General features: G+C 69.5%; 18 protein-coding genes. 5 read left to right on the plus strand and 13 right to left on the minus strand.

Annotated features, from left to right (window positions below; genetic code table 11):
• The first annotated feature begins 71 nt into the window (after positions 1 to 71).
• The 4 genes from glgX (at position 72) to ASF53_RS23585 (ending at position 4528) form a co-directional block, all read left to right on the plus strand.
• Positions 72 to 2165, plus strand: a complete 2094-nt coding sequence (gene glgX, locus ASF53_RS23570) for a glycogen debranching protein GlgX (RefSeq protein WP_056204704.1) — start codon at positions 72 to 74, stop codon at positions 2163 to 2165.
• 96 nt (positions 2166 to 2261) lie between these two features.
• Positions 2262 to 2912 (plus strand): uracil phosphoribosyltransferase, encoded by a 651-nt coding sequence (gene upp / locus ASF53_RS23575; RefSeq protein WP_003601209.1) that lies wholly within the window; start codon positions 2262 to 2264, stop codon positions 2910 to 2912.
• A 134-nt stretch (positions 2913 to 3046) separates the two neighbouring features.
• On the plus strand, positions 3047 to 4057 hold the full coding sequence (locus tag ASF53_RS23580) for an NAD(P)H-quinone oxidoreductase (protein ID WP_056204705.1): 1011 nt from the start codon (positions 3047 to 3049) through the stop codon (positions 4055 to 4057).
• Positions 4058 to 4249: 192 nt separating this feature from the next.
• Positions 4250 to 4528, plus strand: coding sequence for a hypothetical protein (locus ASF53_RS23585; RefSeq protein WP_056204708.1), 279 nt, complete (start codon positions 4250 to 4252; stop codon positions 4526 to 4528).
• A gap of 82 nt (positions 4529 to 4610) precedes the next feature.
• Here ASF53_RS23585 and ASF53_RS23590 read toward each other — a convergent pair whose 3' ends face one another.
• The 5 genes from ASF53_RS23590 to ASF53_RS23610 form a co-directional block, all read right to left on the minus strand.
• A complete protein-coding gene (locus ASF53_RS23590) occupies positions 4611 to 5492 on the minus strand; it encodes a 3-hydroxybutyryl-CoA dehydrogenase (RefSeq protein WP_056204711.1) in 882 nt (293 codons plus the stop codon).
• A 157-nt stretch (positions 5493 to 5649) separates the two neighbouring features.
• Positions 5650 to 6603 (minus strand): electron transfer flavoprotein subunit alpha/FixB family protein, encoded by a 954-nt coding sequence (locus ASF53_RS23595; protein WP_056204713.1) that lies wholly within the window; start codon positions 6601 to 6603, stop codon positions 5650 to 5652.
• Between the two features lie 79 nt (positions 6604 to 6682).
• On the minus strand, positions 6683 to 7432 hold the full coding sequence (locus ASF53_RS23600; RefSeq protein ID WP_056204717.1) for an electron transfer flavoprotein subunit beta/FixA family protein: 750 nt from the start codon (positions 7430 to 7432) through the stop codon (positions 6683 to 6685).
• A 163-nt stretch (positions 7433 to 7595) separates the two neighbouring features.
• A complete protein-coding gene (locus ASF53_RS23605; protein WP_056204719.1) occupies positions 7596 to 8168 on the minus strand; it encodes a cob(I)yrinic acid a,c-diamide adenosyltransferase in 573 nt (190 codons plus the stop codon).
• Positions 8169 to 8287: 119 nt separating this feature from the next.
• Positions 8288 to 8926, minus strand: coding sequence for an acyloxyacyl hydrolase (locus ASF53_RS23610; protein WP_056204721.1), 639 nt, complete (start codon positions 8924 to 8926; stop codon positions 8288 to 8290).
• 324 nt (positions 8927 to 9250) lie between these two features.
• Between ASF53_RS23610 and ASF53_RS23615 the strand changes: the two genes are divergently transcribed.
• Entirely contained in the window at positions 9251 to 9691 is a 441-nt protein-coding gene (locus ASF53_RS23615; protein ID WP_056204892.1) for a lipocalin-like domain-containing protein, read from the plus strand.
• Positions 9692 to 9812: 121 nt separating this feature from the next.
• Here the strand turns inward: ASF53_RS23615 and ASF53_RS23620 are convergent, their stop codons facing one another.
• The 8 genes from ASF53_RS23620 to ASF53_RS23655 all read right to left on the minus strand — a co-directional run bounded on the left by ASF53_RS23620 (position 9813) and on the right by ASF53_RS23655 (position 18498).
• Positions 9813 to 9998, minus strand: coding sequence for a twin transmembrane helix small protein (locus ASF53_RS23620; RefSeq protein ID WP_003601223.1), 186 nt, complete (start codon positions 9996 to 9998; stop codon positions 9813 to 9815).
• A gap of 69 nt (positions 9999 to 10067) precedes the next feature.
• Positions 10068 to 12773 carry a TIGR02302 family protein gene (locus ASF53_RS23625; RefSeq protein ID WP_056204724.1) on the minus strand — a complete coding sequence of 902 codons (2706 nt, stop codon included), beginning with the start codon at positions 12771 to 12773 and terminating at the stop codon, positions 10068 to 10070.
• 120 nt (positions 12774 to 12893) lie between these two features.
• Complete coding sequence (locus ASF53_RS23630) at positions 12894 to 13988, minus strand: UV damage endonuclease UvsE (protein WP_056204729.1); 1095 nt, start codon at positions 13986 to 13988, stop codon at positions 12894 to 12896.
• Positions 13989 to 14034: 46 nt separating this feature from the next.
• Positions 14035 to 15054: a 5-oxoprolinase subunit C family protein gene (locus ASF53_RS23635; protein WP_056204730.1), complete on the minus strand. Its 1020-nt coding sequence runs from the start codon at positions 15052 to 15054 to the stop codon at positions 14035 to 14037.
• Positions 15051 to 15776 (minus strand): 5-oxoprolinase subunit PxpB, encoded by a 726-nt coding sequence (pxpB, locus tag ASF53_RS23640; protein ID WP_056204733.1) that lies wholly within the window; start codon positions 15774 to 15776, stop codon positions 15051 to 15053. Before pxpB ends, ASF53_RS23635 begins: the two co-directional genes overlap by 4 nt.
• Before the next feature lie 239 nt (positions 15777 to 16015).
• A complete protein-coding gene (locus ASF53_RS23645; protein WP_056204736.1) occupies positions 16016 to 16873 on the minus strand; it encodes a CheR family methyltransferase in 858 nt (285 codons plus the stop codon).
• Positions 16873 to 18021, minus strand: a complete 1149-nt coding sequence (locus ASF53_RS23650) for a protein-glutamate methylesterase/protein-glutamine glutaminase (RefSeq protein ID WP_056204740.1) — start codon at positions 18019 to 18021, stop codon at positions 16873 to 16875. The genes ASF53_RS23645 and ASF53_RS23650 overlap by 1 nt, the downstream gene beginning before the upstream one ends.
• Before the next feature lie 66 nt (positions 18022 to 18087).
• Positions 18088 to 18498, minus strand: a complete 411-nt coding sequence (locus ASF53_RS23655) for a response regulator (RefSeq protein WP_056204743.1) — start codon at positions 18496 to 18498, stop codon at positions 18088 to 18090.
• Between the last annotated feature and the right edge of the window lie 15 nt (positions 18499 to 18513).

An 18513-nucleotide genomic window follows, 5' to 3' on the forward strand; every position in this document is an offset into this window, starting at 1 on the left:
CGCCTCGGCGACGAATCGGCCTAAGTCGAAGCGTGGCCTTTCATTTTAGGCCCGCTTTACGAAAGACCGGAATGATCGTCATCGAGGAGGGCCTGCCGACGCCGTTGGGCGCGCATTTCGACGGCCGTGGCGTCAATTTCGCTCTCTTCTCGCAGAACGCGACCCGGGTCGATCTCTGCCTGTTCGATCCCGGCGCCCGCCACGAATCGCGCACGATCCGCCTTCCTTGCCGGACCGACGACGTCTTCCACGGCTATCTTCACGGCCTTCTGCCGGGGCAGCAATACGCCTACCGCGTGTTCGGCCCCTGGGATCCGGCCGCCGGCCACCGCTTCAACCCGGCCAAACTCGTCCTCGACCCCTATGCCCGCGAGATCGCCGGCCGCATCCGCTGGCATGACGCGCTCTACAGCCATCGCCATGGCGGCGTCCGCGAGGATCAGATGGACCGGCGCGACAGCGCCCCGTTCCTGCCCCGCGGCGTGGTCACCCGCCCCGATACCCCCGACGCGATCGCCCTGCCCGCGCCGCGCCCGCTCCAAGAGACGGTGATCTACGAAGCGCACGTCAAGGCGCTGACCCGGACGCATCCGGCGCTCTCGGAGGCCGAGCGCGGCACCTATCTCGGCCTCGCCCATCCGGCGATCATCGAGCACCTGTTGAAGCTCGGCGTCACCGCCCTCGAACTCCTGCCGATCCAGGCCTTCGCCGACGACCGCTTCCTGATCGACAAGGGCCTCGTCAATTTCTGGGGCTACCAGCCCTACAATTACTTCGCGCCGGAGCCGCGCTATCTCGGCGAGGGGGGCCCAAGCGGGCTGCGCTTTGCCATCCGCGAACTGGCCTCGGCCGGCATCGAGACCCTGATCGACGTGGTCTACAACCACACGGCGGAGGGTGACCATCGCGGGCCGACGCTCGCCTTCCGCGGCATCGACAATGCGAGCTACTACAAGCTCGACCCGGAAAATCCGCGCCGCAACATCGACTGCACCGGTTGCGGCAACACCCTGAACGTCGCCCATCCGCGGGTGATGCGGATGGTGCTCGACAGCTTGCGCCACTGGGTAACTGCCTATGGCGTGGCAGGCTTCCGCTTCGATCTCGCGACGAGCCTCGGCCGCGCGCCGAGCGACTTCTCCCCCCAGGCCGCGTTCTTCCAGGCGGTGCAGCAGGACCCGGTTCTCTCGCGGGTCAAACTCATCGCCGAGCCCTGGGACATCGGCGGGGGCGGCTACCAGCTCGGCGGCTATCCCTATGGCTGGAGCGAGTGGAACGACCAGTTCCGCGACAACCTGCGCGGCTTCTGGCGGGGGGATTCCGGCACGCTCGCCAAGCTGACCCAGGGGCTCTCCGGCTCGCGCGAAATCTTCCTGCCCTCCGGCCGCTCGCCGCTCGCCAGCATCAACTTCGTCGCCTCGCATGACGGCTACACGCTCGCCGACGTGGTCGCCTACGAGGAGAAGCACAACGAGGCCAACGGCGAGGAGAACCGCGACGGCCACGGCCATAATCTCTCGGCCAATTACGGCGTCGAGGGCCCGACCGACGATGCCCGCATCCTGGCCGTGCGCGCCCGCCAGAAGCGCAACATGCTGGCCTGCGTGTTCTTCGCGCAGGGCGTGCCGATGCTGCTGATGGGCGACGAGCGGTCCCGCACGCAATCCGGCAACAACAACGCCTATTGCCAGGACAACGCCCTGAGCTGGATGGATTGGGAGACCGATCCCGATCCGACGCTCACCACGTTCGTGGCGAACCTCGCCGCGCTCCGCCGGGTCTGCCGTTCCCTGCGGCGGCGGCACTTCCTCGTCGGCAGCCGCATCGGCGAGACGGCCCTGAAGGACGTGCACTGGCTCTCCCCCGACGGGACCGAGATGGACGTGGCCGCCTGGGGCGACGGCGAGCGCCGCGCCTTCGGCATGCAGATGAGCAACGACATCGAGGGGTCGGAGCGCGTCCTCATTCTCATGAACGCGGCGCCCGAGCCCTGCCCCTTCGCCCTGCCGCCCGATCTCGGCGGCCCCTGGCGCCCGGTCTTCGACACCACCCTCGACACCGGCACGGTCCCCGACGGGGCGCGGCCGCCGGTCCCGGTCGGCGGCACCGTTGAACTGCCCGAGCGGGCGGTGCTGGTGCTGAAGTCGCCGCCCATCCTCGATTGAGCCGCTCGAGCGGGAAAACGTCCCGCGCGTCTCGGCTTCCTCCGCCCCGCGTGGCATCGTGCGGCCCGGATCGCGACAGGGATGAGGACGGTATCGATGCAAGCGGAGAGCGGCGGCGCGGCACGGGTGACGGTGGTCGATCACCCCCTCGTCCAGCACAAGCTGACGATGATGCGCGACAGTGACCGCTCGACCAAGGGGTTCCGCGAACTCCTCAACGAGATCGGGATGCTGCTCGCCTACGAGGTGACCCGCGACCTGCCGCTCGAACCGGTCACCATCCAGACGCCGATTCAGCCCATGGAAGGGCGCCGGATCGCCGGCAAGAAGCTCGTGCTCGCTCCGATCCTGCGGGCCGGTGTCGGCTTTCTCGACGGCATGCTCTCGCTGATGCCCTCGGCCCGCGTCGCCCATGTCGGGCTCTACCGCGATCCCGACACGCTCCAGGCGGTGGAGTATTATTTCAAGAGCCCGTCGGATCTGGCGGACCGCACCGTGCTGGTGCTCGATCCCATGCTCGCCACCGCCAATTCCGCGGTCGCGGCGGTGGAGCGGCTGAAGAGCCGGGGTGCGAAGGATCTCCGCTTCGTCTGTCTGCTCGCCGCGCCCGAAGGGATCGCTCGCTTCCAGGCGGCGCATCCGGACGTGCCGGTCTGGACCGCAGCCATCGACAGCCACCTCAACGATCACGGCTACATCGTGCCGGGCCTCGGCGATGCCGGCGACCGGATGTACGGCACGCGCTGATTCTCCTGCTTTCGATCCGTCCGCGGTTGGCCGCCATGACGGAGGCGGTTCACGCCTCGACGCACCCCGTCCCCTGCGCCATGTGACCGGGCATGCGAGCGACCAACCCGCCGCATGTGCCCCGAGGGAGCCCCATGACAAAAACCCTGCCCGAGACCATGCGCCAGATCCGCTTCACCGGTGCGGGCGGCCCGGAGGTCATCGCGGTCGAGACCGTGCCGCTGCCGGAGCCCGCGGCCGGGCAGGTTCTGATCGAGGTGGTCGCGGCGGGGGTCAACCGGCCCGACATCATGCAGCGCCAGGGCAGCTACCCGCCGCCCAAAGGCGCGACCGAGATCCCCGGCCTCGAGGTCGCCGGCCGCATCGCCGCGCTGGGCGAGGGGGTGACGGGTCTGTCCGTGGGCGATGAGGTCTGCGCGCTCGTCATCAGCGGCGGCTATGCCGAGTTCGCCGTCGCCGAGGCCGGGCAGGTGCTTGCCAAGCCCGGGCCGCTCTCGCTGGTGGAGGCCGCCGGCCTGCCCGAGACCACCTTCACCGTCTACTCCACGGTGATCCAGCGCGGGCGGCTGCAGAAGGGCGAGACCTTCCTCGTCCATGGCGGGTCGAGCGGGATCGGCACCACCGCGATCCAGATCGCCAAGCAGCACGGTGCCCGCGTCCTCACCACCGCCGGCTCGGCCGAGAAGTGCCGGTTCTGCGAGGAATTGGGCGCGGATGCCGCCATCAACTACCGCGAGGCGGATTTCGCCGAGGAGGTGAAGCGCCTCACCGACGGCAAGGGGGTCGATGTGATCCTCGACATGGTCGGCGCGGCCTACCTGCAGAAGAACATCGCCTCGCTGGCGGTGGAGGGGCGCCTCGTCCAGATCGCCTTCATGAAGGGCTTCAAGGCCGAGAACCTTACCCTCACGCCGATCATGCTCAAGCGTCTGACCCTCACCGGCGCGACCCTGCGAGCCCAGGCTAAGGAGGCGAAGGCCGCCATCGCCGAGGGGTTGAAGCGGGATGTCTGGCCGCTGGTCGAGGCCGGCAAGATCCGCCCCGTCGTTCACGCCACCTTCCCGCTGGAAGAGGCGCGCAAGGCGCATGAGCTGATGGAGACCAGCAGCCACACGGGTAAGATCCTGCTCACGACGGGCCGCTGACGTCGCATCCGGACGATGCTTCCGGCGGTCTGAAAGCAATGTGACCGAATCGAGAAGCTTGAGCCCCGTCCCGAAGACAGGACGCGGCGCAAGGCGCAGCTTGCTCAGGAACTCTCGGAGCCGGACCGGCGTTGGCCAAGCATAACCGATGCTGACGCCGCCCCTTTCGCCGGGCGGAAGAGAGGGAATTTTATGGCCCAGATCGAGACCCAAACCGATGCCCGCCAGGGATCGAAGGGCAAGCCTGTCCTCTACGTGCTGGTGGCGAGCCTCGTCCTGCTGGCGGTCGCCACGGTCGGCCTCCTGAGCTGGAACCGGGCGGAGACGACCTCCGACTATGCCGGCAAGAGCCAGGAATCGTCGCGTGAGGTGACGACGGGTTCCGTCAACAAGGCCCCGTCTTCCAACAGCGGCAACGTTCCGGCCGAGAACCCGGCCTATCCGCAGCCGGCACAGAAGTCGGCCCAGTAAGGCCTGAGACCGCGATCACGAAAAAGCCGCCCGGGACGATGTCTCGGGCGGCTTTTTCTTTTGGATGTCGGGGTGACGCGCCTCAGCGCGTCGGAACGGGCGTCTCGCCGCGGTAATCGTAGAAGCCGCGCTTGGTCTTGCGGCCGAGCCAGCCGGCTTCGACGTATTTCACCAGCAGCGGGCAGGGGCGGTACTTCGAATCGGCCAGCCCCTCGTAGAGTACCTGCATCACCGAAAGGCAGGTATCCAGGCCGATGAAGTCGGCGAGCTGGAGCGGGCCCATCGGGTGGTTCGCGCCGAGCCGCATTGCGGTGTCGATCGACTCGACCGAGCCCACGCCCTCATAGAGCGTATAGATCGCCTCGTTGATCATCGGCAGCAGGATGCGGTTGACGATGAAGGCCGGGAAGTCCTCCGACATGGTCGAGGTCTTGCCGAGCTTGGCGATGAAGGCCTTGGCCGATTCGTAGGTCGGATCTTCAGTGGCGATGCCGCGGATCAGCTCGACGAGCTGCATCACCGGCACCGGATTCATGAAGTGGATGCCGATGAACCGGTCGGGCCGGTCGGTCGCCGCCGCAAGCCGCGTGATCGAGATCGAGGACGTGTTGGTCGCGACCAGGGCGTCGGGCTTGAGCGAGGGGCAAAGCGCCTGGAAGATCTTGCGCTTGGTCGCCTCGTCCTCGGTCGCCGCCTCGATGACGAGGTCGCAGGGCGCGAGGTCGTCGTAGCCGCGGGCCGCGGCGATGCGGTCCAGGGCGCTGCGGCGCTGCTCGTCGCTCAGCGTTCCCTTCTGCACCTGACGCGTGAGGTTCGCGTCGATCTGCGCGAGGCCGGCATCGATCCGCAGCGGATCGCGGTCGTTCAGCCGAACGTGGAGGCCCGACGTCGCGCAGACATGCGCGATGCCGTTCCCCATCTGGCCGGCACCGACGATGCCGACCGTCTTGATCTCGATGCCCATAACCGTATCGCGTCCTACCTGCTGCGGCATCGTCCTCTCGACCGCATCCCTAGAATGCGGCACTGCAACAAATGCGTCAAACCGGTCTCAAGCCGCAGGCGCCCAAGCCGGTTCGACGGTGTCGCGAGGTGCGTTACCGATCCGTCTACCGATGCGTCTAACGATCCTTGGCCTTGGCGATCTCGGCCTGCAAGTCCGGCACGACCTGAAACAGGTCGCCGACCAGCCCGTAATCGGCCACTTGGAAGATCGGTGCGTCCTCGTCCTTGTTGACGGCGACGATGACCTTCGAGTCCTTCATGCCGGCCAGATGCTGGATCGCGCCGGAGATGCCGACCGCGACGTAGAGGTCGGGCGCCACCACCTTGCCGGTCTGGCCCACCTGCCAGTCGTTCGGGGCGTAGCCGGCATCCACCGCCGCGCGGGAGGCGCCGACCGCGGCGCCGAGGGCGTCGGCCAGCGGCTCGATCAGCTCCTTGAACTTCTCCGCCGAGCCGAGCGAACGGCCGCCGGAAACGATGAACTTGGCCGAGGCCAGCTCCGGCCGGTCGGACTTGGCGATTTCTTCCGACTTGTAGGCGGCACCCAGCGCGTCGGGCGCGGCGGCCGAGACCGCCTCGATCGCGGCCGAGGCGCTGCCCGGTTCCGCCGGCTTGAAGGCGGCGGTGCGCACCGTGATGACGCGCTTGCCGGAGCCGGCCTGCACGGTCTGGATCGCGTTGCCGGCGTAGATCGGCCGCTCGAACGTGTCGGGCGAGATCACCTTGATGATGTCGGAGATCTGGGCGACGTCGAGGAGCGCGGCGACGCGGGGCAGGGTGTTCTTGCCCGTGGTCGTGGCGGCGGCGACGATCGCATCGTAGGGCGCGGCGATCGCGGCGATCAAGGCGCCGGTCGTCTCGGCGAGGTCGTGATCGTAGGCGCCGTCCTCGGAATTCAGCACCTTCTCGATGCCGTCGAACTTGCTCACGGCCTCGGCCGCGGCCTTCGAGCCGGTGCCGAGCACCAGGGCGTGGATGGGCGCGCCCAGTTCCTTGGCGGCGGTGAGGGCCTTGAGCGTGCCGTCCTTGATCTGCCCGTTGGCGTGCTCGACGTAGAGGAGCGTGGTCATCGGCGAAACTTCTCGAAAAGAGGGGAGGCGCGCCGCTCGACCGGAGGCCGGGAGCGGCGCCGCGAGGATCAGCGCCGGATCAGAGCACGCCGGCTTCGATCTTGAGCTTCTGCACCAACTCGGCCGCGGAGCCGACCTTGACGCCCGCCTGCCGGCCCGACGGCTCGACGACCTTGAGCACGGTCAGCTTCGGCGCGACGTCGATCCCGAGCCCCTCCGGCGTCAGCTCCTCCAGCGGCTTCTTCTTCGCCTTCATGATATTAGGCAGCGACGCGTAGCGCGGCTCGTTGAGGCGCAGGTCGGTCGTGACGATCGCCGGCAGCTTGAGCGAGACGGTCTGGAGGCCGCCATCGACCTCGCGGGTCACGTCGATCGCGCCCTCTCCGAATTCGAGCTTGAAGGCGAAGGTGCCCTGCGGCCAGCCGAGCAGCGCCGCGAGCATCTGGCCGGTCTGGTTCGAATCGTCGTCGATCGCCTGCTTGCCTAGGATGACGAGGTTCGGATTCTCCTTCTCGACGATCGCCTTCAGCACCTTGGCGACGGCGAGCGGCTCGCAATTCACGTCGGTCTTCACCAGGATCGCCCGGTCGGCGCCCATGGCGAGGGCGGTCCGCAGGGTCTCCTGCGCCTGCTGCGGGCCGATCGAGACGGCGACGATCTCGGTGACCTTGCCCTTTTCCTTCAGACGGATCGCCTCTTCGACGGCGATCTCGTCGAAGGGGTTCATCGACATCTTGACGTTGGCGAGCTCCACGCCCGACCCGTCGGCCTTGACGCGGATCTTCACGTTGTAATCGACGACCCGCTTGACGGGCACCAGAACCTTCATGGCTGTCGCTTTCCTCCGCTCCTGCGAAGTCCCGGCGTCACTTGCTGGACGGCTCTCGGACCCGCTTGACCGCGATCGATGGGATTGTCAGGGCGGCGGGACCGTAGCGAGGCGATTTCCCGGTTGTCAACGCGCCTTACCGGGGAGCCGGGCCCGCCGGATTTCAACGGTTCTGGCCTGGAACCCAGAGCACGTCGTCGGCGCCGTCGCGGTTGGCCGCGCGGGAGGCCACGAACAGGAAGTCCGACAGCCGGTTGAGATATTGCAGGGCTTCCGCCGAGATCGCCTCGCTCTCGACGGCCGACAGCGCGACCACCAACCGCTCGGCGCGGCGGCAGACGGTGCGGGCGAGGTGGAGCGCGGCCGCCGTGGCCGAGCCACCGGGCAGGACGAAGGATTTCAGCGGCGTGATGTTCGCGTTGAGCGCGTCGATCTCCGTCTCCAGCCGCTGCACCTGGGCGGCCACCACGCGAAGGGGCTCATATTCGAGCGGCTTGTCGCTCGGCGGCGTGGCGAGGTCGGCGCCGAGATCGAACAGGTCGTTCTGAATGCGCGCCAGCATCGCGTCCAGGGCGGGCTCGGCCGTCAGCCGCGCAAGGCCGATGCAGGCATTGGTCTCGTCGACGGTGCCGTAGGCCTCCACCCGCAGATCCGCCTTGGAGCGACGTTCGCCATTGGCGAGCCCGGTCGTCCCCTGGTCGCCGGTGCGGGTGTAGATGCGGTTGAGCTTGACCACGGCGTCTCTCCCGCGGGCCTTTAATGTTCTTCAATGAGAAGACCCGCCGGGCGATGTTTCGCGCCCGGCGGGTCTTTTCAACCCATAAAACTTTGGCAGCCCGCAAAAGCGGCTTTTGGTCAGAAGGTGTAGCCGAGCTTGCCGCCGAAATTGGTCAGGCCGCGGTTGTCGCCGCACAGGCCGGCATTCGACATGTGCTCGACGGTGGCCATCACGCTCCAATGCGCGTCGATGCGGAAGCCGAGCGCCGCCGCCTCGCGGAACAGCGGATTGCAGCCCAGCGCGTTGAAGCCGTAGGGCGCGTTCGCCTTCACGCCGGTATAGCCGTTATGGGCCGCGCCGCCGAAGAAGCCTTCGAGGAAGACGCGGCGGTTCAGGGTCTCGGGGAAGAGGTCCACGGTCCAGGTCGCGCCGATATAGGCGTAGCTGGTGCGGCCGCCGGTGTTGTAGCTGCCGCCCACGGTGGGCCGCGGCACGAAGGCCTGCCAGAACGGATCGGTGGTCACGAGCGGCTTGGCGAACAGGATCTCGCCGTTGACGTTGGCGGTGCTGAAGCCCGGCAGCTTGCCCTCGGCGCTGCCCGGATCCTGCACCGAGCCGCCGATGCGAACCTCGGAGACGATGGAGTAGGGCTGGACGGGAGCGAAGTAGGGCGGCGGCGCGGGAGCCCGGGCGGCGCCGAGATCGGCGGCCTGCGTGGTCGTGATGGCCGAGGCGGCAAGGACGCCGACGCAAATCCGGGCGAGGGGTGACTTCATCGGCGGTTGGTCCGTCCGTTTCAATTCGTCTCAAATATCACGGCGTTCTGAGCACAGCCTGCGGATTCATCCGTTCCCGATCTTTTTGCCGGCCGGGTGGGGCGTGCGCGCCACACCGGTCCGGTCCGCCGCCCTCTCCACCCGCTGGCCGGCATCAGCCGAACGCAGCAATCATGGCTGCGATGCAACAAATGATGCATCGCACAAGGCGCTGCCGCGTTGACTGACCGCTCCAGATGCGAAGTGCATCATGCAAACGGATGGATCATGCGGACGACGATGGGAATGCTGGCAGCCGCGGCTCTGGCGACGAGCTTGACGCCGATGTCGGCACGGGCGGAGAGCGACACCCCGCTCAAGGGCCTCTGGAAGCTGGTCTCGTACGAGGTGGAGGTCCGCAAGGACGGCGAGAAGGTGCCGGTGATGGGCGAGCACCCGACCGGCTACGCCTATTTCACTCCGGAGAAGCGCGTCTTCTTCGTGCTGACCGGCGAGGGCCGCAGGCCCGCCAAGGACGACGCGCAGCGGGCGCACCTCCTTGAAACGCTCGTTTCCTATACCGGCAAGTTCCGCCTCGACGGCGACAAGTGGATCGCCGACCTCGACGTCGCCTGGGATCCGAAATGGGTCGGCTCGGAGCAGACCCGGACGTTCGCGCTCGATGGCGAGCGCCTCCGGGTGCTGACGCCCTGGCGGGTGATGCCGAACTGGGCCGACAAGGGTGAGACCCGCAGCATCGTCACCTTCGAGCGTGCGAAGGACTGATACGGTTTCCGCTTGATCCAAGCGGGGATCGTATCAGCAGGCCCGCGGGGCGCCTGAGCGACTTCCAAATCCGTCATCCCGAAGGTGATCAACCGGATTTGGACATCGCAGTGGCGGGCGGTCAGGCCGCCCGCCACCAGACCACGCCCATGATGACGATGATCGCGACGAATTGCAGGAGCACGCGCAGGCGCATCAGCTTCTGCGAGAGGTTGGCGCTGCCGCCCCGCATCATGTTGACGAGGCCGAAGAGCAGCACGCCGGCCACGGCAAGGCAGGCGAGGAGAACGAGCTGGTTGGCGGACATGGGTCGTTGATCTCGTGAGAGGCCGTGCTTGCACGAGCACGGCCCGAAATGGGGTTCGATCGGCGGGGGTTAGTTCCGGCGGAGCAGACGCTCGAAATAATCGAGTTCTTCCTGCGGGCGCGAGGGGTCGCCGAGCTTGCGCCGCAGCTCCTCCATGATCCGGCGGGCGCGCTGCACCGCGGATTCGTCGGCATTGGGCACCCGCACGTTGCCGTTCGAGAGGTCGCGCCCGCGGGTCGGACGGCCGAGCGGGTCGTCGTCGGCGGAGCCCGAGCGACCCTGCCGGCCCGGGGACTGGCCCTCCTGCTGGCCTTCGCCCTGGCCCTCGCCCTCGGCCATCTGCTGCATCTGCTTCTGCATGCCCTCGGCGCCGCGCTTCAGCCCGTCGAGGGCGCGGCCCTGCGCGTCCACCGCGTCGCCGTTGCGGCCCTGGCCCAGGGATTCCTCGGCCTCGCGCATGGCCTCCTCGGCATCCGACAGCCCCTCTTCCCCCTGAAGCCCCTGCTGCTTCATCCGGTTCTTGAGATCCTGGAGCTGTTCGCGCAGGCCCTGCTGGCGCTGCTGCCCGCCGCCCTGACCTGGCTGGCCTTGACCCTGCTGACCCTGGCTGCGCTGCCCCTGCTGACCGCGGCCCTGCTGCCCCTGTTGGCCGTCCTGGCCCTCGCCCTGCTGGCCGGGCTGCTGCCCGCGCTGGCCTTGCTGCCCCGGCTGCGGCCTCTGGCGCTGGCCGGGACGCGGCTGGCCCTGCTGGCCTTCCTTGTAGGTCTCGTCGCGCAGCTCCTGTTGCTCGCGGGACATCTTGTCGAGTTCGTCGAGCTGCCGGTTCATCTCGGCCATGCTGCCGTCGGACTTCTGGCCGTTCTCGGCGTTCTGGAGGTTTTCGAGGACGTTGCGGAGCTGTTCGAGCAGGCGCTGGGCTTCCGCCGTGTCGCCGCGCTGCATGGCCTCCTGCATGTCCTTGATCATCTTCTCGAGATCGTCGGGCGTGACGGTCTGGCCGTTCTGCTGCGGTTGCTGGCGCTCCGATTGCTGCCGGTTCTGCGGCTTCGCCCGCTGGGCGAACTCCTTCATGAACTTGTCGAGGGCCTGTTTCAGATCCTCGGTGAGCTTCTTGACCTCCTCGTCCGGCGCATTGCGCTCGATCGCCTCCTTGAGGCGGTCCTGAGCGGCGCGCAGGGCCTTCTCCGCATCGGAGAGGTCGCCGTCCTCGATCTTGAGGGCCATCTCCCACAGGAGGTCGGCAACGTTGGTGAGATCCTCGTCCGACTTGGCCGCGCGCAGCCGGTTGGCGGCGGTGGTGAGGCCGAGGAAGATCGCGGGCTGCGGCGTGAAGCGCTCCGGCGCGATCCGCAGGGCGTCAAGCGCGGTCTGGACGCGGGCGCGATCGTCGTCGGGCGCGGTGACGAGGCGGCGGCGCTCCTCGGCGAGCGCGCGGGCGAGCGGCTGGCTGAAGGCGCGCGCCGGCAGCACGATCTCGGCGGTCTCGGTGCGGCCTTCCTGCCCGGCTTCGTCGCGCACCACGAGGGTGAGCTTCACCCGCGCGCCGGACCAGGGATTGTCGGTGAGATCGACCAGCGTCTTGGTGTCGGTCTCGCCCGTGGCGTCGGCGGGGAGGGCCAGCGCGATCTTCGGCACCGGCACGAGCGAGCGGCCGGCTTTGAGCGGCTCGACCAGCCCTTCGGCGGCGGCGATGCCGTAATCGTCCTTGGCGCGGTAGCTGAGATTGAAGGTGCCGCGCCCGTTCACTTCGAGGTCGCCGACCCGCTTCACCTCCGGCGGCTGGTCCGGGATCGTCTCGATCACGAGGCGCTGCGGCTCCGATCCGGAGGTGGCGATGCCGAGTTCGGCGGTGCCGCCGGTGAGCCGGAAGCGCTCCTCGCGCAGGGTCGCGCGGGTCTCGTTGGGCTTCGCGCCATTCTGCACGACGCCCTGCGGAGCGGGCCGGCCGGCGGCGGCCTTCTCGTCCTTGGCCACCGGCACGAGGGCGGCATTCGGGGTCAGTTCCGCCTCGCCCTGGCCGGCGATGCGCACGATCAGGGTGGAATTGACCGGCGCGCGCAGGCGCTGCACAGGATCCTTCGGGGTGCCCGACATCGTCACGATCAGCGGCGGCACGCGGGTGTAGATCGGCGGGTCGATCCAGCCATCGACGCGGAAGCTCGGCGCGGCGGCCTGGGGCTCGCGCCAATCGAAGGCGGCGGCGACACGCCCGCGCCATTCCGGCCCGGCCACGAACAGGGCGGCCAGCGTCGCGACGACGACGCCCGCACGGAGTGCCAGGGGATCGTGGCCAGGCATGTGCGGGCGCGGGCGCCCCGCCTTCAACCGCGCGACGGCGGCCGCCGCCCGCGACTGGTGCAGGGCCCACAGGGCGCGGGTGACCGGATCGCTCTGGCCGACGGCCAGCGTGTCCTCGATCGAAGAGGCCGGATCATGCGCCGTCCCACCCTTGCGGGCGGCCTCGCGGTCGATCCGGGCGAGCGCCTCGCGCCGGCTCAGGGTCCGAAGCCGAACGGCCGGCCACAAGGCGGCGACGAACAGGGCGGCGAAGAGCCCAAGCCCGACCATGCGCCCCACTGGGGGCAGATCGAGCCACAGGCCGAGCCAGGAGGCGGCGAGGAAGGCGAGGACGACGCCGAGCCCGCGCCACAGCACCGGCCAAGCCCGCTCCCACAGGCCGGCGGCCCGCGCCTGCGCCACCAGCCGGTCGAGGCGGTGACGCGTCGCGCCCTGTGGATCGCCGCTGCTCGAATTCGTCCGTTCGGCCTCGCTCATCGTGTCCGGTCGCGGCTCCCGCGGGCGCCGGGCAGACGAGCCCCGCGCACGAATGAGGAAGCTAGCATGGTGACGGTCGCGCTCCGCCGGGTCAAATCCGCCCAGCCGCGCTTGGTGCGGTCAGGCCGCAGCCTGGGAGAGGTCGCGGCCGATCCGGGCGGCCAGCGGCACGCTCGCTTGGTTCTTGCCCTTGGCCTCGATCTCGAAATCGGTCCAGGTGAGGTGACGGGCGACGAGCGCGTTGACCGCCTCGTTCCACATCAGGTCGGAATGGGCGGCCAGATCACGCCAGGAATGGCCCTGCTCCGAGAGCGTCGCGTAGTCCGGCAGCGTGCCGGTGTCGTGCGCGGGCAGGACCGTTTCCCGTGAAACACTGATATGGCTCACCGGCCGCACCCCGCGCCAGGAGGCGATCACCGCTGGGATGCGGGGATCGTCGGGCTCGATATAGACGCCGCGGCTCTCGACCCAGTGGTGGTGGAGATCGAGCACCACCGGCACCCTGTCGCCGAGCCGCAGCACCGCATCGAGGCCGAACAGCGACTCGTCGTTCTCGACGGTCAGCAGGTTGCGCGCCGTCTCCGAGATCAGCGACAGGCTTTCGCGAAATCCGTCGATGCCGGGCTCGCGCCCGCCGATATGGATGTTCACGTGGGCCCCATGCGGGTGCCAGCCGGAGCCGTAGCCCAGCATCGCCATCACCTCGGCATGGTATTCGAGTTCGGCGATGCCGTTCCGCTGCGCATTCGGGTTGCGCGAGGCGATGATGCAGAACGGGCCGGGATGCATGCTGAGCCGCACATCCCCCGCCCGCGCCTGCTCGCCGACCCGTGCGAGGCCGGCCTCGATCAGGGCGCGCATCGGGGCTTGCGCATAGAGCGGCTCGGCCACCGGATGGGTGTAGCCGGGCAGCACCGAACTCGCCATGCGCAGCAGCCGCTCCAGGGGCGGCCGGGCCGAAACCCAGGCGATCTGGCGCTCCAGCGCCGCAAGGTTGTGGCGCACCACGCCCTCCAGCTTCTCGAAGCGCGCGGTGGGGCCGAGGCGCTCCAGATGCGCCATCGTCACCGTGCCGAGATTCATCAGCTTGGCCGCGTCCTTGGCGGCTTTCAGGGTTTTGTGGCTCGGGTCCGGATCGGGGATGAAGGTGCAGCAGAAGCCGAGGCGAGGCGGCTCGGAGGTGTTCGGCCGGGAGAGGTTGGGCTTGCGCGACATGGCCCGATAACGCGTCAGGATCGGCTTCGGCCCCCAGCAAAAAAGATCAATCCTCCGCGCGCAAAGCGTCCACCGCCGCGCCTGCGAGGTTGGCGGCCATCAGCCGCTCGGCCTCGCCCCCGACCGGCCGGAGGCGGGTGTTCAGGGCCGCGATCCGCGCCGCCGCCTCGCGGGCCAACCGGGTGGCGGCGGCGAGATCGACCGACGCGAACCGCACCGGCTCGCCCGGCCGGCGCTGGGCGATCCGTCGCAGGTCGGCGGAGATCACGGTGGCAATCTTCGGGTAGCCGCCGGTGGTCTGGCGGTCGGCGAGCAGGACGATGGGGCGGCCCGAACCCGGCACCTGTACCGAGCCGGCCACGGTGGCGTCGGACACGATGTTGAAGCCGCCCGCACCGTGGGCGATCGCCGGTCCGTCGAGCTGGTAGCCCATCCGGTCGGCCCGGTTCGACACGGTGAAGGTCTCGGCCAAGAAGGTCGCAAGGCCGGCTTGCGAGAACAGATCGTCCTGCGGCCCGAGGACGACACGGATCGGCGCCGCGCGTTCCAGCGGGATCGGGTCGAGGCTGTGGTCCGCCTCATACGAGGCCGGGGCGGCAAGCGGCAGGCGGTCGCCCTCGCGGCAGGCGCGCCCCTCAAGGCCGCCGAGGGCCGCGCGCTGGTGGAGGGCCCGGCTGCCCATCACGCTGCCAACGGGAAAGCCGCCGGCCGCCGCGAGATAGGCGAACACGCCCTCGCGCGGACGCTCGACCGTCAATTCCGAGCCCTCGCGCAGGACGAAGGAGCGATGCGCGGCCAGCGGCTCGCCGTCGAGGCGCAGCCCGCTGGGCGCCCCCGCCAATGCGAGGCGCACCGCCCCGCCCTCGACGCGCAGGCTCGCGCCGGCCAGCCCCAATTCGAGTGCCGCCGCATCGGCCGGGTTGCCAACGAGGTGGTTGGCGGCGGCAAAGGCGAGCGGGTCCATCGGCCCGGAGGCCGAAAGCCCGAAGCGGAGATAGCCCCGCCGTCCGCCATCCTGAAGCGAGGCCGCGCCGGTGAGGCGGGCGAGATGGAGGCGGGCGCTCATCCCTCGCACAACTCGGCCACCGGCTCGCCGGCCTCCGCCGCGGCGGCCAGCGCGTCCCAGCGCTCGGCTGGGGTCGGGACGAACCGCACCCGGTCGCCGGGGCGGAGCAGGAAGACGGGATCGCGCGCGGGCACGAAGGTCTTCTCGGGGGTTCGCCCCAGAAGATGCCAGCCGCTCGGGGCCGCGATGCTCGCCACCAGCGCCTGGGCGCCGCCGATGGAGACGGTGCCCGCGGGCGTCACCGGGCGCGGGCTGGGGCGGCGCGACAGGGCGAGACCGGGGTCGAGCCCTTCGAGATAGGCGTAGCCCGGCAGGAAGCCGATCATCGCGACCCGGTATTCCGGGGCGCTGTGGCGCGCGATCACGGCTTCGGGCGTGAGCCCGTGATGCGCGGCGACCGCGTCGAGGTCGATCCCGAACGCGCCGCCATAGACCACGGGGATGCGCCACAGGCGCGGGGTCGGGACCGCCGGGAGCGGTTCGCCCGCGAGCGCCAGCACGGCGCGGCCGAGTTCGACCGGGTCGGCGCGGAGCGGATCGAGATGGACCGTCAGCGAACGGTAGGTCGGCACCGTCTCAAGCACGCCGGGGAGGGCCCGCTCCGCGAGCGCCGCGTCGAGCGCCAGCACGCGGGCGCTGAGGCGCGCATCGATGCCTGAGCCGAACTCGATGGTGAAGGCCGTGTCTCCGCAGGGCAGAAGCCGCGGCGCGTCATGCGTCATGGGCGGCAGGTTACCCAATCGGGCAGCCCGCCGCGAGACGCAGTCTCGGAATCTCAAGCCTCTTGCTCGAAGCCGTGCGAGCGGCTTCGCGGCGCGAAGAGCGCCGCGCGGAGCGGGCTCTTCAGGACATTGGTCCTGAAGAGCGTCGAGCGAAGCGAAAGCCTGAGCCCGCGGAGGCGGGCGCCGGCGCCTGAGGCGACCCAAGAAACGCAGGGTGATCGCTGCAAGCGATCGCCCGTCTAAAACCCAGCCGCGAGGCGGTGGGGCACGGCGGTCCGCCCGGCGGCTGCGGCCTGGCGGTAGAGGCCGCGATGCTGGGGATCGGGCACCAGCGCCTCGGTGAGGCCGATCACGGTCTCGGCCGCGCCGAGCAGCAGCGCGCCGTCGGGGGCGAGCGTCTTGGCGATCCGCTCCAGCACGTCGGTCTTGGTCGGCGCGTCGAAGTAGATCAGCACGTTGCGGCAATAGACGATGTCGAACTGGCCGAGATGCTCGAACGGGTTCAGCAGGTTGAGCGGCCGGAAGCTCACCATCCCGGCGAGCGCCGGGCTGATCCGCCACTGCTCGCCGACCTGGGTGAAATGCTTCACGAGGAGCTGCACCGGCAGGCCGCGCTGCACCTCGAAATGGCTGTAGAGGCCCAGCCGCGCCTTCTCCAAGACCTCCGTCGAGAGGTCGGTGCCGACGATCTCGATCTGCCAGCCCGCGAGTTGCGCCGCGGCCTCTTGGATCATCATCGCGAGCGAGTACGGCTCCTGCCCCGTGGAGGCCGCCGCCGACCAGATCCGCAGACGCCGCTGGGGGGCGCGGGCGGCGATGGCCTTGGGCAGCAGCACGTCGCGGAACAGGTCGAACGGCGCGCGGTCGCGGAAGAAGAACGTCTCGTTGGTGGTCATCGCCTCGACCACCGCCCGCTCCAGCGGCCCCTCGCGCGACACCCGCAGGGTGCCGACGAGGTCGGTGAGCGTCGCGATCCCGAAGCGTCGGCAGACGGGGGTGAGCCGGCTCTCGACGAGGTAACGCTTCTCCGCGCCGAGACTGAGCCCGGAGCGCTTCCTGAGATAATCGCGCAGGAACGTGAAATCCGCCTCGGTCATCAAACCCGCTCCGCGATCGCGCTGCGGAGGGCCGGTCCGATTTCGGGGAGCGGGAGGACGGCATGGCACAGGCCGGCCTTGGCGACGCTGCCGGGCATGCCCCAGACCGTGCTGGTGGCCTCGTCCTGAGCGAGCAGGATGCCGCCGGCTTCCACCAGCGCGCGCCCGCCCGCCGTGCCGTCCGAGCCCATGCCGGTGAGGATGACGCTCAGCGTCGCCCCGCCATAGAGTGCGGCGGCATCGAGGAACATCACGTCCACCGCCGGGCGGCAGAAATTCACCGGTGGCCCGTCATCGAGGCGGATGATGGTCTCGGTCGCGGAGCCCGCGAGCCGCATGTGGCGCCCCCCCGGGGCGACATAGATGCGGCCGGGCTGCAACCGCTCGTCGGCCTTGCCCTCGGCCGCCGGCAGCCCGATCCGGGCGCCGAGATGTTCGGCGAAGACGGCGGTGAAGACCGGCGGCATGTGCTGCACGATCAGCACCGGCAGGCGCCGGAGCGTGGCCGCGCCGATCTTCTCCAGCACTTCGCCGACCGCCCGCGGGCCGCCGGTCGATGAGCCGATCAGCAGGGCGCGCGGCGGCACCACGGTGCGCGGCTTCGGCCGAAGCGTCACCGTGCCGGACAGGCGCGAGACCGCCGGCGCGGCGGGGGTCGTGGAGGAGGCGGATTCGACCGCGGTCGGCGCGGGCCGGCGCCGGGCGCGGGCGGCCCCGAACACGCGGATGCGCTCGATCAGGTCGTTGCGGAAGCCGTCCGAGGTGGTGACGCCGCGGTTGCTCTCGGGCTTGGGGATGTAATCGACCGCGCCGAGCGCGAGGCAGCGCAGGGAGACGTCGGCGTTGCGCTGGGTCAGCGTCGACATCATCACGACCTGGATGCCCGGCTGCCGGGCCAGCATCAGGGGCAGGGCCTGGATGCCGTCGAGTTCCGGCATCTCGATGTCGAGGAGCACCACGTCGGGGTTGCAGCGGGCCAGCGCGTCCACGGCGGCGCGGCCGTTGGGCGCGGTGGCGACCACCTCGTGGCCGGCTTCGCCGAGCCAGCGCGAGACGAGCCCGCGCACCACCGCCGAATCGTCCGCGACCAGCACCTTGATCGGGCTGCGCGCCGCCGGAGCGTGTGCGACGGCCGGGAATGCCGACATGGGGGGAACTCGTTTCCGGGGAGCGAAAAAAAGGGGCGGAGGTCTGGGCGAGCCCCCGGAGACGGATCAGGCGGCTTCGGACGGATGCACCGCGAAGCCGACCTGATCGAGCTTGGCCATCATGATCTCCCGGTCGAAGGGCTTCATGATGTACTCATCGGCGCCCGCGCGGAGCGCCCGGGCGATGGCGCCGACATCGTTCTCGGTGGTGCAGAACAGGACTTTCGGCCGGTCGCCGAGCGGGGACTGGCGCAGGTGCCGCAGCACCTCGTAGCCGTCCATGTTCGGCATGTTCCAGTCGAGCAGGATCACCGTCGGCATCGCTTCCGCGCACATCGCCAGCGCCGTGGCGCCGTCCTCCGCGTCGCGGACGCTGAAGTCGAGGGTCTCGAGGATGCGGCGGGCGACCTTACGGATCACCGCCGAGTCATCGACGATCAGAGCCGTCTTCGCTGCTTGCTTGTTCGAGCCGGTCATCGTGAGCGCACCCCT

Origin of the sequence: Methylobacterium sp. Leaf123, assembly GCF_001423405.1 — a bacterium.
Taxonomy (GTDB): Bacteria; Pseudomonadota; Alphaproteobacteria; order Rhizobiales; family Beijerinckiaceae; genus Methylobacterium.

Excerpts from the sequence above, each read along its gene's own strand:
- ASF53_RS23655 (WP_056204743.1), bottom strand. The coding sequence starts at position 18,498 with ATGACCGGCTCGAACAAGCAAGCAGCGAAGACGGCTCTGATCGTCGAT.
- ASF53_RS23610 (WP_056204721.1), bottom strand. The coding sequence starts at position 8,926 with ATGAAGTCACCCCTCGCCCGGATTTGCGTCGGCGTCCTTGCCGCCTCG.
- ASF53_RS23625 (WP_056204724.1), bottom strand. The coding sequence starts at position 12,773 with ATGAGCGAGGCCGAACGGACGAATTCGAGCAGCGGCGATCCACAGGGC.
- pxpB (WP_056204733.1), bottom strand. The coding sequence starts at position 15,776 with ATGACGCATGACGCGCCGCGGCTTCTGCCCTGCGGAGACACGGCCTTC.
- ASF53_RS23650 (WP_056204740.1), bottom strand. The coding sequence starts at position 18,021 with ATGTCGGCATTCCCGGCCGTCGCACACGCTCCGGCGGCGCGCAGCCCG.
- ASF53_RS23615 (WP_056204892.1), top strand. The coding sequence starts at position 9,251 with ATGTCGGCACGGGCGGAGAGCGACACCCCGCTCAAGGGCCTCTGGAAG.
- glgX (WP_056204704.1), top strand. The coding sequence starts at position 72 with ATGATCGTCATCGAGGAGGGCCTGCCGACGCCGTTGGGCGCGCATTTC.
- ASF53_RS23620 (WP_003601223.1), bottom strand. The coding sequence starts at position 9,998 with ATGTCCGCCAACCAGCTCGTTCTCCTCGCCTGCCTTGCCGTGGCCGGC.
- ASF53_RS23580 (WP_056204705.1), top strand. The coding sequence starts at position 3,047 with ATGACAAAAACCCTGCCCGAGACCATGCGCCAGATCCGCTTCACCGGT.
- ASF53_RS23645 (WP_056204736.1), bottom strand. The coding sequence starts at position 16,873 with ATGACCGAGGCGGATTTCACGTTCCTGCGCGATTATCTCAGGAAGCGC.
- upp (WP_003601209.1), top strand. The coding sequence starts at position 2,262 with ATGCAAGCGGAGAGCGGCGGCGCGGCACGGGTGACGGTGGTCGATCAC.
- ASF53_RS23595 (WP_056204713.1), bottom strand. The coding sequence starts at position 6,603 with ATGACCACGCTCCTCTACGTCGAGCACGCCAACGGGCAGATCAAGGAC.
- ASF53_RS23590 (WP_056204711.1), bottom strand. The coding sequence starts at position 5,492 with ATGGGCATCGAGATCAAGACGGTCGGCATCGTCGGTGCCGGCCAGATG.
- ASF53_RS23600 (WP_056204717.1), bottom strand. The coding sequence starts at position 7,432 with ATGAAGGTTCTGGTGCCCGTCAAGCGGGTCGTCGATTACAACGTGAAG.
- ASF53_RS23630 (WP_056204729.1), bottom strand. The coding sequence starts at position 13,988 with ATGTCGCGCAAGCCCAACCTCTCCCGGCCGAACACCTCCGAGCCGCCT.
- ASF53_RS23635 (WP_056204730.1), bottom strand. The coding sequence starts at position 15,054 with ATGAGCGCCCGCCTCCATCTCGCCCGCCTCACCGGCGCGGCCTCGCTT.
- ASF53_RS23585 (WP_056204708.1), top strand. The coding sequence starts at position 4,250 with ATGGCCCAGATCGAGACCCAAACCGATGCCCGCCAGGGATCGAAGGGC.